Raw genomic sequence first — 16,870 nt, 5'->3', positions numbered from 1 at the left:
TCGACGTCGGTGACGGGCGGAGGAGGGGACCGGTCTGAACGATGAGTCCCCTCCTTGCTGAGCGTCGGCCCTCAACTCAATCTCGGCTGACGTCGACCGATCCACGGCCCACAACGCCCGTCGCGTCAGTGAGCAGCACGTGCAAGCGTGCCGCGGTCGACGCAGGAGGCATCGGCATATTGACCGCGACCGTCTGGCTCAGGCGGAACGGCTCCACATGAACGGTCCCGACCCTCTCGGTCGGTGTCGTCGGCTCTTCGCCGAAGATCGGTCCCCATGCGGCACGGACGGTCACGTCGATGGGCGCGGCCCCGTGGTGCGACACCGCGACCCGGAAGTCGGCCACACCATCGGAGGCGATCAGGTCGCGGCCGGGCTCGATTGGAATCACATCGAAGACCGTCACCGTTTCGGCGTTGGCGTGGGCCGCCGGGCGCCCACCATGATCCCGCAGGTGGCGCTCGAAGTCGACGATACCGGCGGTCTCGTGCTCGATATCGGTGAGTTCCGTCCACACGTAGCCGGCGATCGAATCGTGTCTGCGGAGCTCCTGGGTCTGCCAGTGGAGGTTCCACCCGCGCTCGATAGAGGTGTAGCCACCGCCGAATTCACTGTTCACGAAGGGGACGTCTTGTGGCACTTCGCCTTTGACCATGAGCCGTTTGTCGACGATGGCGTCGACGGCGATTGCAACGGGGAAGCGTGGAGACGGGTCGACGACGAGATGCTGAACCTTTCGCGCCCATCCGGCCGGCTTCTCGTCATACACATGCCAGTCAACGAGGTCCGTTTCGAGATGGGTCCACCCCGAGTTGTCGACTGCGGGGCGTTGGGGGTCGAGCCGCTTCATGAGCCGGAACGCGTCGCGCACCGCCTCCTGCTTAGCGGGGTCGTCGGGGAGTGCCCAGTCAAGTCCCCACTCCTCGTTGTACAGGCCCCAGATGACGATGCTCGGATGGTTGCCATCGCGGCGGAACATCGGCTCGATCTGGTCGGCGAAAGCCGCTGCGGCCTCCGTCGAGAAGCGGCCGGTCGACGCGGGCTCGGCCCAGACGAGCATCCCGAGACGGTCGGCATGGTACAGAAAACGGGGGTCCTCGAGTTTGAGGTGCTTGCGGACGAGGTTGAACCCCGCGTCCCGGGCGATCTCCAGGTCGCGGACGAAAGCCTCGTCAGCGGGGGCCGTCAGCCCAGTGCGCGGCCAGTAGCCCTGATCGAGGACCCCGCGCATCGAGATCCGCTTACCGTTGAGGTACAGCTCGCGGCGACGGGCTTCGAATCGTCGCAGCCCTGTCTCCCCGGTGACGGTATCGACACCGTCATCGCTCATCACTGTCACTGTGACGGAGTAGCGGTGTGGATCCTCGGGCGACCAGAGGCGAGGTGAGGGAATACCAACGACCACTCCCGAATCGAGAGCCGAGCGGTCCACGGAAATCGCATCCACCCCGTCAAGAGCAATCCGAGCGGTCGCTCCGGTCGCCGAGGGGCCGGAGATCGTGGCCCTCACGAGGATGCCATCGAGGTCGGCTGTGGGCGTCAGCCCGAGCGTGGCCAGATAGGTCGCCGGGCGGCCCTCGAGCCAGACCGACTGCCAGATACCGCTCGTCGGCGTAAATGAGCATCCGTCGTAGTCGTCGCGCGGGACGCTCCGCTGCTTGCCGTGGGCGATGTAACGCTTGTCTATGGGAGCATCCACCCGAACTGTCAGCGTGTGGGTAGGGCCGAAGGCGAGTGCGTCCGTGATGTCGAATTCGAACGGCACGTACCCGCCGGCGTGCGACCCGATGTTAGTGTCATCGATCCAGATCGTGCAGGAGTGCTGGACGGCTCCGAAGTGCAGGATAATTCGGCCGGCCGCCACCTCTGGGGCGATCGTGAACTCTCGCCCATACCAGGCGCGATCGAGCCACTGCGCCTCGACGCCCGAAGCCTCGGTCTCCCACGCGAAAGGCACCAGGATCTTCTCGGTCCAGTCCTCCAACGCCGGTGCTGAAACCACGTGCCCGCCATCTCGAGCAAAGTCCCACACGCCGTTCAGCGACTGCCAGCTGTGCGACCGATCGAAATACGGACGCGGGTACTCCGGACGAGGGATCGAAGATCGAGATGATTCGGTCAGGGGGAGCGCTACCAGGGAGTCGGTCACGAAGTGATTCCTTCAAGGATAGGAGGTCAGAACGGCACGGATGAGCTCGAAGACGTCATCCGAGGCCTTTGGGCTTCACCGCGATCGCCTCACGCTAACACGCGTATTGCAGCGTTGCAATATACAGTGATCGGCGATAGCCTCTACGCGAATCCCACAATGCAACGATGCAAAGCAGAATCACATGGTCACATCCGTTACTCGCAGAGCGCTGACCGGCACCTTGGGGCGGCAAAGGAAAACGCGGCGACTGGCTGCTTTGGTCGTCGCCGCATCCGTCGCTCTCGGCTTCGGTGGCGTCGTCCAGTCGGTATCCCCGGCCGTCGCAGCCACGACGTCGAGCGGCGTGCTCTATGCCCCCAGCACGGCGTCCGGTTCGACCGAGGACGCTAGCTACCCGCGCGTCGTCCGACTGCAGCACTCAGGATCGGCCAACGGTACGCTCCTGGCGACGTTTGCCCTCTCCGGCAACGGCACAGCCAAGGCAAGCTTCCCGATCTACCGCTCGACTGACAACGGAGTGACGTGGACCTCCTCACCGATCGGAACGGTGACGGACACCCAGCACGGCTGGGATCTCGACGGCCCGACCCTCTACGAGTTGCCGCAGACGGAAGGTACGCTGGCCGCTGGGACGCTGGTGGCGGCCGGAACAGCCTGGAACCACGGTGACTACACCCAGCAGGCCGTCGAGGTCTTCACTTCGACCAACCAGGGAGCGACCTGGAGCTACCGCAGCTCATGCGCCTCGGAGTCGGGCACTGCCAATACCACCGGTCACGGTATCTGGGAGCCCGAGTTCGACGTCGCAGCCAACGGCGACCTGGTCTGCTACTTCTCAGACGAGCGCCCGTCGTCGAACAACTACCCGCAGGTCCTCGCGCACGTCGTATCCACGAACGGTGGCTCAACCTGGGGGAGCGAGGTCTACGACGTCGCCCTCCAGAACGGTGTCGAGCGACCGGGAATGGCCACAGTCGTGAACCTCCCGAACGGCACCTACGCAATGACATATGAGGACTGCAAAGCCGGGTACGACCCCGACCAAGCATGCGATGTGTACATCAAGACCACATCGAATGCGGAATCGTGGACGCCAGGCAGCCTGGGAACGCGGATACAAACCAGCGATTCACGCTTCCTGCTGCACACGCCGTACCTCACCTGGTCGCCGGCCGGCGGTGCCAATGGCACGCTCATCGTGTCGGGTCAGCGTGTTGTCGCCGGCGCCGACGGGTCGCTGGCGGTCCTGCCGGAGACCGGGCATGTCCTGTTCACGAACACGAACCTGGGTGTTGGAGCGTGGAAGGAGATCACGACACCGGTGACAACCGACCCGACAGGGGGGTACGACACGGGCGAGACCGCATGCGCTGGCTACAGCTCGCCGCTGCTCGGTGCGACATCAGGATCGAGCTACATCATGCTCGCGGGAACACACATCTCTACGGGCAAGTGTGAGACGCAGTTCGCTTCGGCCACCCTCCCGACGGCGAACGGTGCTATCACGGGACCGGGCGCCACGGGAAAGTGTGTCGATGTCAACACCAACACCTCGAACAATGGCAACGCTGTCCAGCTCTACACCTGCGGTGTGGCGGAAGGGCAGCGATGGGCGCTCGAGACAGACGGCACAATCCGCGCCTACGACAAGTGCCTCGACATCGTCGGAAATGGCACCGCCAACTTCACGAAGGTCGAACTGTGGGGGTGCAACCACGCGGTGGGAGGCCAGCAGTGGGTTGCCCGACCCGACGGGTCGTTGTACAACCCGCAATCCGGGCGATGCCTCGATGACCCGGCGGCCGTGACCACGGACGGCACCCAGTTGCAGATCTATGACTGCAACGGCCTGTCAACGCAGGTGTGGCATATGCCAACGACTAGTTAGGAATCGCACTAGCGAAGGACGTGGGCTCGTCGCACTCCCGGAGAGAACGCGACGAGCCCAACTCCAATTTGTATAGGGCGGACAAGCCGTCTATCGGGTAGCGCTCCGCCACGTATCTCTTCTGCTCCGCCAGATATCTATGCATCTCACACGCGCTCCGTACAAGCTGGCGCCGCTCCATGTGGATGACACTTGGAGAGGTTGCACAACGATCCCACGGATATGCCGGTGGATCACTAACATGACGGCGTGCACATGATCTTCCGGACGATGCTTCACGCGATCCTCTCGCGCTTCGGGCCACGGCTCGGTCACTGGGATGTGGCGCGCACGCGGTTCCGCGTGCTCCCGACCGACCTCGACATCCTGAAGCACATGAACAACGGTGTGTACCTGTCGATCGCCGACGTCGGACGCTTCGACCTGCTGCGCCGCAGCGGGGTGTGGGCGATCCTCGCGCAGCGCGGCTGGTATCCGGTGGTCGCCTCGGAGACCATCTCCTTCCGCAAGTCGCTGGAGTTGTGGCAACCGTTCATCATCGAGTCGCGCATTCTCGGGTTCGATGAGAAGGCGGTGTACGTCGAGCAGAGATTCACCGTGGACGGCGAGATCTACACACAGGCCTTCATCCGCGCGCGGTTCCTCAAGCGCACAGGCGGCGTCGTGACGATCGGTGAGCTGCTGGACGCCGTGGGTCCCTCTCCGAAGGATGTGACCATCCCTCAATGGCTCATCGAATGGGGATCAGACGCCGCCCTGCCGTCCACCCGCGCCGAGGCGCCGAGCGTCTGGGCCGAGTGACCCGGACCGAGTGACCTGGACCGAGTGATCGAGACCGGTAGGGATCAGGACGGCCCGAAGGCGAAGACGCGGTCCGGGTCCCACTGCGAACGCGTGGCTGCCAGCCGCTCCTGAACCGGATCCGGCCACGCCCCCTCGAATGCCGCTCGGTCGGCAAGGTCGCCGGCGAAGTTCACGTTCGTGATCGCGGAGATCCGATCCCTCAGCGCGTCGGCGACAGCCAGCGCCCGGGCCGGCGCTGCCTCGGCGAACGTCGACGGGTCGGCAGCGAGGAGTGCCAGCGTGTATCCGCCGTCGCGGCCGCCCACCGCCGTGCCGTCTGCCGTGTCGCGCGCGGTGGCGCCGCCGAGCTGGCGGAGTTCCACCGAGAGGAAGGGGGATCCCGAACCGGGCCCCGCGAGTTCCAGAAGGACGTCGCCGGCATCCTGATCGAACGTGTCGAGCATGAAGCCTCGGATCCAGGCCGGGCCGCCCTCTTCCGGGTCGTTGTGGATGCTCGCTACGGCTGTCGTCGGCATCTCGGCGACGAAATCGAGGTAGACGGGAGCAGCCGCGCGGATCGGGGCGAACAGCCGCTCGCCCTCGATGCTCACCCCGGGATAGGCGAAGCGGACACTCAGGACGGTGCGGCCGCGCAGCGGCGGCGGGGGGCCGTCGACATCCGGAAACGTCAGCAGAGCGATCGACGTCGTCGCTTCGTCGGGCAGGTCGGCAGACCAGTCGATCCACGCGCGCAGCGCCGGTTCGATCGCGCCGCCCTCGAAGAAGACGCTGCCGCCGTACAGCGAGCGCAAGGCGACGAGCTCCAGTGTCATCTCGGTGACCACCGCGAGACCGCCCTTGCCGCCGCGGAGAGCCCAGAACAAATCGGAGTTCGTGTCTCGGTCGGCCGTCACGATGCGACCGTCCGCCGTGACGACGCGGAAACCGCGCACCCAGTCGGACGTGTAGCCGTAGGTGCGGGCGAGCGGGCCGATTCCTCCTCCGAGGGTGTAGCCCACGGCACCCACGCTCGTGGACGATCCGGTGATCGGCGCGAGGCCGTGTTCCGCCGCGGCCACGATGACCGGCGCCCAGCGGACACCGGCGCCGATGTGGGCCAGCCGCGAGTCCGCGTCGATGGAGAGCCCGTCCAAGCTCCGCGTCGAGAGGATCATGCCCCCGACGATCGGAGCCTCCGCACCGTGGCCGGTCGCCTGAACACGCACAGGGAGGCCGGCGGCTCGGGCGAAGCTGACCGCTTCGACGACGTCGTCGTCGCTCGCGAGGGCGACCACGATCTCCGGGTCGTGACGGATGGCGGGGTTGAAGCAGGCGATCTCCGCGGCGAGCCCCTCCTCGCCGCGGAGGTAGACGGTTCCGGTGACCCGGTCGCGCAGGCGCGCGACAGCGGTCGTGTCGAGTTCGATTCCCATGTCGGAAATCTAGGGGAGGCCACCGACATGCGGGTACCCCCTTCGGCGAACGTCCACCGTCAGCTGTGTGACGTAGCATTCGTGCATGTCCGCCGTCCTGCCTGCTCCCCGCGCCGCGGGGTCGAACGCGGTACCGGACGCGGAGACCGTGTATCGCCCCGCCGGGCCCCTCGATCTCGCCGGAACGCTGGCGATGCTCGGTCGAGGCCCGTACGACCCCACCACCGTGTGGGACCTGAGGGGGATGTGGCGCACCTGGCGCACTCCGGCGGGCGCGGCGACGCTGCGCATCCATCGGCCCGCCGCGGACGGATCCGTGTCGGCTGCCGCCTGGGGACCCGGCGCCGAGTGGGCCGTCGCCGCCGTGCCTGATCTTCTGGGTCGGACCGACGACTGGTCGGAGCTCGATGTCGAAAGCCATCGACTACTGCGCGAGAGTCGCCGCCGCAACCCGGGTCTCCGGCTCGCGCGGACGGGGCGGATGCTGGAGGCGCTCCTCCCGGCGATCATCGAGCAGCGGGTGACGAGTCTGGAGGCCTACCGCTCCTGGTCACGCCTCCTCCGCTGGTACGGTGAGCCCGCGCCCGGCCCCGCGCCGGACGGCATGCGTGTGACGCCGACGCTGGAGCAGTGGCGCGGCATCCCCTCCTGGGACTGGCACCGCGCGGGCGTCGATCCGCGCAGAGCGCGGGCCGTGCAGGCAGTGCTCGCCGTCGCGCCGTCGCTGGAGCGCACGATCGACGCGGCCGATACCCTCAGCGCGGCTGAGGACGTATTGCGGACGATCCCGGGCGTCGGGGTGTGGACGGCAGCCGAGACGCTGCAGCGCTCACGCGGTCACCCTGACCTCGTCAGCGTCGGCGACTACCACCTCGCGCACCAGGTGGGGGAGGCGCTCATCGGTCGCCGCGTCGACGACGAGGGGATGCTCGAACTGCTGGAGCCGTGGCGGGGTCACCGCCAGCGTGTGGTGCGACTCATCCTCGCGAGCGGGTTCCGTTTCCAACGGCTCGGCCCGCGCATGGCCGTTCAGGACCACCGCTGGCATTGAGCCGCGTCCACGCGAGGCAGGTCAGCGGGAGGCTCCCGACCGCGCAGCGGCTGCATCCGAGCGCAGATCCCGGTCCAGTTCACGACACAGGATCCGGTAGTGCTCGTCCATCGCGGGCTGGTAGTTGCTCCAGTCGGGCTGGGGCTTGTGATCGTGTGCGGCGACCAGCCGGTCGAGGTAGTAGTCCCAGCGCGGGCCGGCGTCGGCCTCCTCCAGCAGCGATCGGAGCCTCAGGCCGACGGTGACCGTCGTATGGCCGCTCGCCTCGGTGAGGTGCGCGAACATGCGGTGGGATGCGCCTGCCGCCCCGATATCGGCGTGGAGGCGATGGGGTGCGGCGCACTCCATCACAGTGACGTCCTCCCACGGTCCCTCTGTGCCGTCCGCGGTCATCCGCAGCTTCACCGCACCTGTGGCCCCGGAGCCGGTGTACTCGCCGAGCCATTCGGCCAGGCGCGGTGACCGGCCGAAGTACGGCCATACGTGCTCGATGGGAGCTTTGAACATCCGGTCGAAGACGAGGTATACCCCGTCGTCCTTACGGACGAGTCGTCCTGTCGGCTGCGGCATCATTGTGACCTCCGTCGGCTCAGCCTCTGGTGATCCACACCTTAGTCATGCTGCCGCCGAATCGGCAGGGGGACGCTTCGAGAGCTTTCAGCCTTCGAGCACGGCCATCGCGGCGTTGTGGCCGCCGAGGCCGCTGACGGCGCCGCCGCGCCGCGCCCCGGAGCCGCACAGGAGGATGCGCGGATGGCGTGTGGCGACGCCCCAGCGCGCGGCGGGCGTGTCGAGTGCGTCGTCGTCCTCGGCGAAAGGCCACGACAGCGGACCGTGGAAGATGTTGCCGCCGGGCATGTTGAGCGCCTGCTCGAGGTCGCGGGTCGTCTTCGTCTCGATGCAGGGACGGCCCTCCGCGTCGGTGAGCAGCAGGTCTTCGACCGGTTCGGCCAGGACGGAGTTGAGCGAGGCGAGCACCGCATCCTGGAGCCGCTGCCGCGTCGCGTCGTTGTTCTCGTCAGTGAGCCAGCGGTCGGGTGTGTGCAGGCCGAAGACGGTGATGGTCTGCGCGCCGGACTCCGCAAGTTCGGGATCGAGGATGCTCGGATCCGCCAGCGTGTGGCAGTAGATCTCGCACGGGAGCAGCTCGGGCATGACGCCGCGGGTCATGCCCGAGTAGGCCTCCTCGAGCTGACCGTACGTCTCGTTGATGTGGAAGGTGCCGCCGAACGCCGCCTTCGGGTCGATGGACTCGTCGCGAAGCCGGGGGAGGCGTTCGAGCAGCAGGTTGACCTTCACCTGGGCGCCCTCGGCCTTCTCGCGGGGCGGCTCGGGCGTCTCGCCGAGCAGTCGGTCGAGCACCTCGGGCGCCACATTCACCAGCACGTTCTGTCCCTCGACGCGGCGTTCGTGGCCGTTGCGGACGTATTCCACGGTTCCGTCCGGGTCGATCCGTGTGACCTCGGCGCCGGTGACGATGCGGGCGCCGGCCTCGCGGGCGACGCGCAGGAGCTCGCCGGTGACCGCGCCCATCCCGCCGACCGGGACGTCCCATTCGCCGGTGCCCTGGCCGATCACGTGATAGAGGAAGCAGCGGTTCTGAGCGAGGCCGGGGTCGGAGACGCTCGCGAAGGTGCCGATGAGGGCGTCCGTGGCGACGACACCGCGCACCACGTCGTTCTGCACCCGGGACTCGATGAAGTCGCCGATGGGACGCTCGACGAGCGCATCCCACAACTCGTCGTCGCCCACGAGAGCCTGTGCCTCGGAACGCGTGAGGAGCGGCTCGGTGACCGTCGGCCAGAGCGCCCGCGCCAGTTCGCCCGTGCTCCGGTAGACCGAGTCGAAGCCCGCTGCGTCGTCGGCCGCTCCGATGCGGGCGAAGGATGCCGCGGTCGCCACCTCGTCGGTGTTGTCGATCAGGAGCCCTGCGCCGTCCGGGTCGCCCGGGACGGGCGTGTAGGACGAGTAGCGGCGGCGTGCCAGCCGGATGTCGAGGCCGAGGTCTTCGATGATCCGCTGCGGAAGGAGGCTGACCAGGTAGGAGTAGCGGGAGAGCCGCGCCTCGACGCCGCTGAACGCCTGGGCGCTGACGGCGGCGCCGCCGACGTCGTCGAGCCGTTCGACCAGGATGACGGATTTGCCGGCGCGCGCCAGGTAGGCCGCGGCGGTCAGTCCGTTGTGACCCCCTCCGACGATGACGATGTCGTGCGTCGCGGCGGAGGTCGAGGTGGCGCGGTCGTTCATGGATCGACTCTACCGGCGAGTTATCCACATCTTCAGGTCGCTTCCGGGCCCGTACAGCGCCGGGTAATAGTGTCGTGAGCATGGTCGATGGAACAGATGGCGTCGAGGTGCACCCGGCGGCGATCGCTCACGAGGCGGTCGGGCTGGTGCAGCGCTGGCTCGCCGAGAGCGCACGGGCGGATGACGGCTCAGCCGGCCGCCGGGATCCAGCGGCGGAACGGCTCGCGGGCGTGCTCCGCGACCCCGACGGGCTGGACTTCGCGGTCGGTTTCGTCGACGGTGTGGCGCGTCCGCAAGACCTGTTCGTCGCGGGGTACAACCTGCAGCGGGTGGCCAGGCGCATTCCGCGGTTCCTGCCCTGGCACCAGCGATTGGCGATCTGGCTCGGCGGGGTGTTCGGCCCGGTGCTTCCGTGGGTGGTCGTCCCGACAGCGCGGCGCGTGCTGCGCCGCATGGTCGGTCATCTGGTGGTGGATGCGACGCCCGAGAAGCTCGGCCCGGCCATCGAGAGGCTCCGCGGGTCGAGCGACCCCGACGGCCACGGCGCACGTCTCAACCTCAATCTGCTGGGCGAGGCGGTGCTCGGCGAGAAGGAGGCTCTCCGACGGCTCGAGGGAACGCGGACGCTGCTCGCGCGGGACGACGTCGACTACGTGTCCATCAAGGTGTCGTCCATCGCTTCGCAGCTCTCGATGTGGGCATTCGACGAGACGGTCGAGCGGGTGGTCGAGCGGCTCACACCGCTCTACGAACTGGCGGCGGCGTCGCCAACCCCGAAGTTCATCAACCTCGACATGGAGGAGTACCGCGATCTCGACCTGACCATGGCCGTCTTCACCGCCATCCTCAGCAAGCCGCAGTTCCTCGGGCTTGAGGCCGGGATCGTTCTGCAGGCGTATCTGCCGGACGCGCTGGACGCGCTCCAGACGCTGACCGAGTGGGCCACACAGCGGCGGGTCCAGGGCGGAGCCGCCATCAAGGTGCGCGTCGTGAAGGGCGCGAACCTGGCGATGGAGCACGTGGATGCGACGATCCACGACTGGCCGCTCGCGACCTATTCGAGCAAGCAGTCGACGGACGCGAACTACAAGCGCGTCCTCGACTGGGCGCTGACACGGGAGCATGCGGACGCGGTGAAGATCGGCGTCGCAGGTCACAACCTGTTCGACATCGCCTACGCGTGGCTGCTCGCCTCACGGCGAGGTGTCACCGATCGCATCGACTTCGAGATGCTGCTCGGGATGGCGACGGAGCAGGCGGCGGTCGTCACCCGCACCGTGGGTCGCCTGGTGCTCTACACGCCCGTCGTGGATCCCCGCGAATTCGACGTCGCCATCTCGTACCTGATCCGGAGACTCGAGGAGAACGCGAGTCCGGAGAACTTCATGTCGGCGGTGTTCGACCTCGGCTCGGACCGGGGGCTGTTCGAGCGCGAGAAGGAGCGTTTCCTGGCGTCGGTGGCCGAGTTGGAAGCGGATGACGGCCCTCGGGGAACGGCGCCGGTGCCGAACCGCCAGCAGGACCGCACCCACGAATGGGAGGAGGCGTCCGCGCCGTCGTTCACGCGGCCGCCCGCGCCCACTGCGGCGGCGGCAGACGAGCAGGGACTGACCAGCGTCGTGCTCGGGCTGACGCGCGGGTCGGGCGGGATGGACCTTCTCCCGCCCTCAACCGAGCCGACACCGGAACGCACTGAACCCGCCGCGGCGAGTGGCCGCACGGAGGAATTCCGCAATGCTCCGGACACGGATCCGTCGCGCGCGGCGAACCGTGCCTGGGGACGGCGCATCCTCGCCCGGGCGGAAGCGTCGACGATCGGCGCCGACACCATCGCCTCCGCTGTCGTCACAGAGAGGGACCGCCTCGACCGGATCATGCAGATGGTGGTGGAGGCAGGAGCCGGGTGGGGCGGACGCACCGGCCACGACCGTGCGGCGCTGCTCGACCGTGCCGGTCATTCCCTCGAAGCGAATCGCGACCGCCTCATCGAGGTCATGGCGTCCGAGACGGGCAAGACCATCGCCGAGGCCGATCCAGAGGTCAGCGAGGCGATCGACTTCGCCCATTACTACGCCACACGCGCGCGTGAACTGGATGTGGTGCAGGGAGCGCGTTTCATCCCGTCGGCGCTGACCGTCGTCGCGCCGCCGTGGAACTTCCCGGTCGCCATCCCGGCCGGGTCGGTGCTCGCCGCGCTCGCCGCTGGAAGCGGTGTCATCATCAAGCCGGCGCCGCAGGCCCGCCGATCGGCCGCGGTGATGGTGGAGGCACTGTGGGAGGCCGGTGTGCCCCGCGAACTGCTCGCCCTCGTCGACGTGGCAGAGAACGAACTCGGTCAGCAACTCATCTCCGACCCGCGGGTCGACAGGGTCATCCTGACCGGGTCGTACGAGACCGCGCGCCTGTTCCGCTCATGGCGACCCGACCTTCCTCTGCTGGCCGAGACCAGCGGGAAGAACGCGATCATCGTGACGCCGAGCGCCGACTACGACCTCGCGGTCTCCGACATCGTGAAGAGCGCGTTCGGGCATGCCGGCCAGAAGTGCTCGGCGGCGAGCCTCGTCATCCTGGTCGGTTCTGCGGCGAAGTCCGAGCGTTTCCGCAGCCAGCTGATCGATGCGACGACCAGCATGCGGGTCGGTTATCCGCAACAGCCGGCCACCCAGATGGGGCCGCTGATCGAGCCGGCGTCCGGCAAGCTGCACCATGCGCTCACCACCCTCGGTGCGGAGGAGGAGTGGCTGGTCGAACCGAGGGCGCTCGACCCGTCGGGGCGGCTCTGGTCGCCCGGCATTCGCACCGGCGTGCAGCCGGGCTCGTACTTCCACCTGACCGAGTTCTTCGGGCCGGTGCTCGGCATCATGACGGCACGGAACCTCGACGAAGCCATCCGCTACCAGAACGCGGTCGAGTACGGGCTGACGGCCGGTCTCCACTCGCTCGACTCCGACGAGCTGGCGCACTGGCTCGACACCGTCGAGGCAGGCAACCTCTACGTGAACCGTGGCATCACCGGTGCGATCGTACGGCGACAGCCGTTCGGCGGCTGGAAGCGATCCTCGGTCGGAGCCGGTGCGAAGGCCGGCGGCCCGAACTACCTGATCGGCCTCGGCAGTTGGGTGCCGGAGGCGGGCCATTCGAGCTCCAGCCTCCACCTCCGCGGCCTCGAGCCACGAGTGTCCGATCTCATCGAGTCGGGTCAGGCGTCCATGGACTATCCGTCCTTCGACCTCGTCCGCCGCTCGGCCCTCAGCGATGCGATCGCCGTAGCGAACGAATACCACCGGGTGAGAGACGTCTCCGCGCTCGGCGTCGAGCGCAACCTGTTCCGTTACCGCCCGGTCCCGGTGGCGATCCGTCTCTCCGAAGGCAGCTCGCTCCCGGAGTTGCTGCGCGTCATGGCGGCAGGGACCGTCGCCCGGTCGCCGTTCACGGTCAGCACGCCCGTACCGCTGCCCAAGGGGATGCTCGCACTGCTGCGCGAACGTGAGGTCGAGGTGGTCGTCGAATCGGATGCGCACTGGCTCTCCCGGGTGCGTGGCAGACGCATCACCGCGCACCGGATCCGCCTGATCGGAGGCGACCCAGCCGCGCTGGCCGCCGCACTGGGAGGGAGCCCCGACGTCGCCGTCTACAGCGGACCGGTGACGCCCTCAGGCCGGGTCGAGGTGCTCACCTTCCTCCGAGAACAGGCCATCTCCATCACCAACCATCGGTTCGGCAACCCCACCGCGCTGTCCGACGGCGTGATTTGAGCCCGCGTAAGGTGTCAGCCATGGCGACCCCGATCCCCTCCCTCCCCTTCCGTGACGGCGGCAGCATCCCCCAGATCGGCCTGGGCACCTGGCCGCTCGATGACGCCGAGGTCGAAAAGGCCGTCGTGGCTGCGGCCGGGATCGGTTACCGGCACGTCGACACGGCGGTCAAATACGGCAACGAGGTCGGCGTGGGGCGGGGCGTCGCGGCCAGCGGGCTGCCTCGCGACGAGTGGTTCGTCACCACCAAGCTCGACGGCGTCTATCAGGGGCAGGACCGCGCGGTGGGCGGCCTCGACGCCAGCCTGCAGCGGCTCGGCCTCGACTACGTCGACCTGCTGCTCATCCACTGGCCGCTGCCCCAGCGCGACCAGTTCGTCGACACGTGGGAGACGTTCATCCGCCTGCGCGAGACGGGGAAGGCCCGCGCGATCGGCGTCTCCAACTTCAAGCCGGCCCACATCGACAGGCTCATCGCCGAGACCGGGGTCGTCCCGGCCGTCAACCAGATCCAGCTCAGCCCGGCGATCCCGCGCAGAATGCAGCGCGCCTACGACGGCGAGCACGGCATCGTCACCGAATCCTGGAGCCCCATCGGGGGCACCGGCGACCTGCTGGCCGAACCGGCGCTCAGCCGTCTGGCCGAGAAGCACGGCCGCACGCCCAGCCAGATCGTCCTCCGCTGGCACATCCAGAACGGGCTGGTCGCCATCCCGAAGTCACGCAACCCCGAGCGGATGGCCCAGAACTTCGCGGTGTTCGACTTCGAGCTCGACGCTGACGATCTGGCCGCACTCGACTCCCTCGACGAAGGCCCCGACGCCGGCGTCGACTCCGACCGCGCCGGGCACTGACCGGTCTCAGTTGCGGAGCAGTGGCAGCGTCACGGTCACCGTCAGGCCGGACGGCTCCGAATTCGCCAGCGCCACCCGGCCACCCGCCGCGTCCGCGAGGGCGCCCACGATCGCCAAGCCGAGCCCACCGCCGGACTGACCCGTGCGCGAACCGTCCGCGCGCGTGAACCGGTCCAAGGCCACCGGGATGAACTCCTCCGGCATGCCCGGCCCCGAGTCGCGCACGGTCAGGACGACGGTCTCGCCGCCGTTCGCATCCACAGACAGCACGAGCGATGCCGTCACGGTCGCATCCTCATGCTCGTCATCGGTCGAGCGGATCGCCGTGATCGCGTTGCCCAGCAGGTTGTCCAGGATGCGGCCGAAATCCGTGGGCGACAGCGCCACCCGTGCCCCGGGTGCCGGTCGCCGGCGTGGGTCGTACTCGAAGTCGACGGAGATGCCGGCCGAGTCGTCGTCACTGCTCACCAGCAGCCGCGCCCGGTCGATCGCGTCGGTCAGTTCGTCGACAAGGGTGCGCCAGTCTATCCGTCCGCTGGACGGCCCCGCCTCGATCCGGGACAGCTCCAGCAGATTGTTGGCCAGCTGGGCCAGCCGGATCGCCGTGGAGTGCGACGAGCGGATGTCGTGGAGCAGCGCGTCCGGGTCGCCCGCATCCAACTCGGCCAGCTCCAGCTGTCCGCGCAACACAGCGAGCGGGGTGCGCAGCTCGTGACTCGCGTCCGACACCATCTGGCGTTCCCGGTCCGCGGACGCCCGCAAGCGCAGGATGAGGTCGTTGAGCGTGGTCGCAAGCTCCGACAGTTCATCCTGCGCCGGTCCGACCGGGAGCAGACCGACCTTGTCGGGCGTGGAAGCTGCGATGCGGTCGGCCTGTTCGCGCATCCGGCTCACCGGGCGCAACGCCGTGCGCGTCAGCAGCCAGGAGGCCGCCCCGAACGCGAAGATGAGCACCCCGGCGCCGACGAGCAGGGCAGCCGTGAGCCGGTCCAGCAGAAGCGCCGTGGTCTCGCCGTTCCGCGCCGCCACGACGTACATGACGCCCGACGACGTCGCAACGCTCCGGCTGAGCACGAGATAGTTCTCCGGGCCTACCTGAACATCGCGCGGCTGGTCGCCCTGGTCGATCAGTCGGTCGATCCGGTCCTGCAAACCGTCCGGCAGGGTCGACGCCAGGATGGTGCCGTCCTTCGACACGATCGCGAGCTCCTGTCCGCCGCCCGGCAGGTCGAACGGGCCTCCCGGCTTCGCGGGAAGCGACTCCGCCGGCGCCGCGATGTCGTTGTTGAGCAACGTGGTCGTGGCGTTGTGGAGGATCGACGAGACCCCGATCCGGATGATCACGACGGCGACGAGAGCGAACAAAGCGGCGACGACCAGGCTGCCGATCGTGATCCGCGCCGTGATCGACAGCCGTCGCAGCCGATTCACGGCGTGGGCGCGGCGCCGTGTACGGAGCTGTCGGCGTCGGAGCGCTTGAACTCCGCGGCGTTGCGGGCATCGAGGCGGTAGCCGCGTCCCCGCTCGGTGACGATCGAGAGCCCGGCTCCGGCGGCATCCAGCTTCTTCCGCAGGTACGAGACGTACTGGTCGATGACGTTGGTCCCGATGTTGTCGGTGGTCCCCCAGACCGCCTCGAGGATGTCCGCGCGGGACAGGGTCTTGTCCGGGTTCGTTGCGAACAGCCGCAAGAGCGTGAACTCGCGGCGGCTGAGCGGCATCTCGTGTCCGGCCACCAGAGCCTGGTGCTCGTGCGAGTCGATCGTCAGTCGCCCGACCGATACGTGGGGGCGCATCCCGGTCGGCTCCCGGCGCAGAAGCGCCCGCACGCGGGCGGCCAGCTCGGCGAACGCGAACGGCTTCGTGAGGTAGTCGTCGGCACCGGAGTCGAGGCCGTGGACGCGGTCCTCGATGGCGTCGCGTGCGGTCAGCAGCAGGATGGGCATCGGGTTGGACGCCTCGCGGATGTGGCGGCACAGCTCGAAGCCGCTCATCCCGGGGAGCATCACGTCGATCGCGGCTGCGGAGAAGACGTTGTCGCGCAGGGCGATCATCGCGTCGACCCCGTTGGTTACGAGTGTGACGTCGTAGCCTTCGGCCGCGAGCCCTCGCTGAACGAGGCCCCCCATGTCCGGATCGTCTTCGACAACGAGCAGCTTCATGCGCCCATCGTGCCACTCTTGCCCGTGTCCGTGCTCTGATGAGGCGTCGGCACGGCTCGCCCGGGCTGAAGATTCTCGCAGGAGGCGGGTCAGTCGCCCTCGACCACCGTCTTGAGCGTCTGCAGCACCATGCCCCAGTTCTCGCCCATCCGCTCCGCCTCTGCGTCGTCGGCGCAGCCGTCCTGGGTGATCGCGACGAGCGTCCCGTCGCCGTCGTCCGCGAGCAGGTAGGACACGGTCTGGTAGCTGGCCGGCTCGTCGGGTTTGCCGCTGAGCGGGCTGTAGTAGCTGGTCACCAGTCGGTCGCCGGGAACGAACTCGAGGATCACGCCCTTGTCTTCGTACGGCTTGCCGTCCCATTCGCCGTGGTAGGTGATCGGGCTGCCTTCGCGCCAATCCGTCTCCACGCGGCTGCCGAAGAGGAAGCGCGCGATGGTGTCGGGGTCGGTCAGCGCCTCCCAGAGGCGGTCGCGTGAGGCGTCCACGTGGATGTCGGCTCGTGCTGTCGTGGTCATGCCGCCAGTCTCATCCACTGGGAAGCTCGT

General features: G+C 68.1%; 12 protein-coding genes. 5 read left to right on the top strand and 7 right to left on the bottom strand.

Features of this window, described 5'->3' with window-relative positions:
• Positions 1–76: 76 nt before the first annotated feature.
• Positions 77–2,149, bottom strand: coding sequence for a glycoside hydrolase family 2 protein (locus AB4079_RS03245; RefSeq protein WP_441785836.1), 2,073 nt, complete (start codon positions 2,147–2,149; stop codon positions 77–79).
• Between the two features lie 184 nt (positions 2,150–2,333).
• Here AB4079_RS03245 and AB4079_RS03240 point away from each other — a divergent pair, with 184 nt between their 5' ends.
• Both AB4079_RS03240 and AB4079_RS03235 read left to right on the top strand, forming a co-directional pair.
• On the top strand, positions 2,334–4,040 hold the full coding sequence (locus AB4079_RS03240) for a ricin-type beta-trefoil lectin domain protein (protein ID WP_441785835.1): 1,707 nt from the start codon (positions 2,334–2,336) through the stop codon (positions 4,038–4,040).
• Positions 4,041–4,289: 249 nt separating this feature from the next.
• The gene (locus AB4079_RS03235; protein ID WP_441785834.1) at positions 4,290–4,841 is read left to right on the top strand and encodes an acyl-CoA thioesterase; all 552 of its coding nucleotides are present in this window, start codon (positions 4,290–4,292) and stop codon (positions 4,839–4,841) included.
• Positions 4,842–4,885: 44 nt separating this feature from the next.
• On the opposite strand, the gene AB4079_RS03230 is transcribed toward AB4079_RS03235, so the two are convergent.
• Positions 4,886–6,256, bottom strand: a complete 1,371-nt coding sequence (locus AB4079_RS03230) for an FAD-binding oxidoreductase (RefSeq protein WP_441785833.1) — start codon at positions 6,254–6,256, stop codon at positions 4,886–4,888.
• Positions 6,257–6,341: 85 nt separating this feature from the next.
• Here AB4079_RS03230 and AB4079_RS03225 point away from each other — a divergent pair, with 85 nt between their 5' ends.
• Positions 6,342–7,307, top strand: a complete 966-nt coding sequence (locus tag AB4079_RS03225; protein ID WP_441785832.1) for a DNA-3-methyladenine glycosylase family protein — start codon at positions 6,342–6,344, stop codon at positions 7,305–7,307.
• A 21-nt stretch (positions 7,308–7,328) separates the two neighbouring features.
• Here the strand turns inward: AB4079_RS03225 and AB4079_RS03220 are convergent, their stop codons facing one another.
• Entirely contained in the window at positions 7,329–7,880 is a 552-nt protein-coding gene (locus tag AB4079_RS03220) for an SRPBCC domain-containing protein (RefSeq protein ID WP_441785831.1), read from the bottom strand.
• A gap of 84 nt (positions 7,881–7,964) precedes the next feature.
• Entirely contained in the window at positions 7,965–9,554 is a 1,590-nt protein-coding gene (locus AB4079_RS03215) for a phytoene desaturase family protein (protein WP_441785830.1), read from the bottom strand.
• A gap of 80 nt (positions 9,555–9,634) precedes the next feature.
• Here AB4079_RS03215 and AB4079_RS03210 point away from each other — a divergent pair, with 80 nt between their 5' ends.
• Both AB4079_RS03210 and AB4079_RS03205 read left to right on the top strand, forming a co-directional pair.
• The gene (locus AB4079_RS03210; RefSeq protein WP_441785829.1) at positions 9,635–13,309 is read left to right on the top strand and encodes a proline dehydrogenase family protein; all 3,675 of its coding nucleotides are present in this window, start codon (positions 9,635–9,637) and stop codon (positions 13,307–13,309) included.
• 20 nt (positions 13,310–13,329) lie between these two features.
• Entirely contained in the window at positions 13,330–14,163 is an 834-nt protein-coding gene (locus AB4079_RS03205) for an aldo/keto reductase (RefSeq protein WP_441785828.1), read from the top strand.
• A 6-nt stretch (positions 14,164–14,169) separates the two neighbouring features.
• Here the strand turns inward: AB4079_RS03205 and AB4079_RS03200 are convergent, their stop codons facing one another.
• From AB4079_RS03200 to AB4079_RS03190, 3 genes are all read right to left on the bottom strand, one after another.
• Positions 14,170–15,594, bottom strand: a complete 1,425-nt coding sequence (locus AB4079_RS03200; protein WP_441785827.1) for a sensor histidine kinase — start codon at positions 15,592–15,594, stop codon at positions 14,170–14,172.
• Entirely contained in the window at positions 15,591–16,325 is a 735-nt protein-coding gene (locus tag AB4079_RS03195) for a response regulator transcription factor (RefSeq protein WP_441785826.1), read from the bottom strand. The genes AB4079_RS03200 and AB4079_RS03195 overlap by 4 nt, the downstream gene beginning before the upstream one ends.
• Before the next feature lie 89 nt (positions 16,326–16,414).
• Positions 16,415–16,840 carry an SRPBCC family protein gene (locus AB4079_RS03190; RefSeq protein ID WP_441785825.1) on the bottom strand — a complete coding sequence of 142 codons (426 nt, stop codon included), beginning with the start codon at positions 16,838–16,840 and terminating at the stop codon, positions 16,415–16,417.
• Between the last annotated feature and the right edge of the window lie 30 nt (positions 16,841–16,870).

The organism is Leifsonia sp. 2MCAF36 (genome assembly GCF_052115525.1).
Classification (GTDB): domain Bacteria; phylum Actinomycetota; class Actinomycetes; order Actinomycetales; family Microbacteriaceae; genus Leifsonia.
This window is presented reverse-complemented; position numbering and strand designations above follow the sequence as displayed.

Excerpts from the sequence above, each read along its gene's own strand:
- AB4079_RS03210 (WP_441785829.1), top strand. The coding sequence starts at position 9,635 with ATGGTCGATGGAACAGATGGCGTCGAGGTGCACCCGGCGGCGATCGCT.
- AB4079_RS03240 (WP_441785835.1), top strand. The coding sequence starts at position 2,334 with ATGGTCACATCCGTTACTCGCAGAGCGCTGACCGGCACCTTGGGGCGG.
- AB4079_RS03225 (WP_441785832.1), top strand. The coding sequence starts at position 6,342 with ATGTCCGCCGTCCTGCCTGCTCCCCGCGCCGCGGGGTCGAACGCGGTA.
- AB4079_RS03230 (WP_441785833.1), bottom strand. The coding sequence starts at position 6,256 with ATGGGAATCGAACTCGACACGACCGCTGTCGCGCGCCTGCGCGACCGG.
- AB4079_RS03220 (WP_441785831.1), bottom strand. The coding sequence starts at position 7,880 with ATGATGCCGCAGCCGACAGGACGACTCGTCCGTAAGGACGACGGGGTA.
- AB4079_RS03215 (WP_441785830.1), bottom strand. The coding sequence starts at position 9,554 with ATGAACGACCGCGCCACCTCGACCTCCGCCGCGACGCACGACATCGTC.
- AB4079_RS03190 (WP_441785825.1), bottom strand. The coding sequence starts at position 16,840 with ATGACCACGACAGCACGAGCCGACATCCACGTGGACGCCTCACGCGAC.
- AB4079_RS03205 (WP_441785828.1), top strand. The coding sequence starts at position 13,330 with ATGGCGACCCCGATCCCCTCCCTCCCCTTCCGTGACGGCGGCAGCATC.
- AB4079_RS03195 (WP_441785826.1), bottom strand. The coding sequence starts at position 16,325 with ATGAAGCTGCTCGTTGTCGAAGACGATCCGGACATGGGGGGCCTCGTT.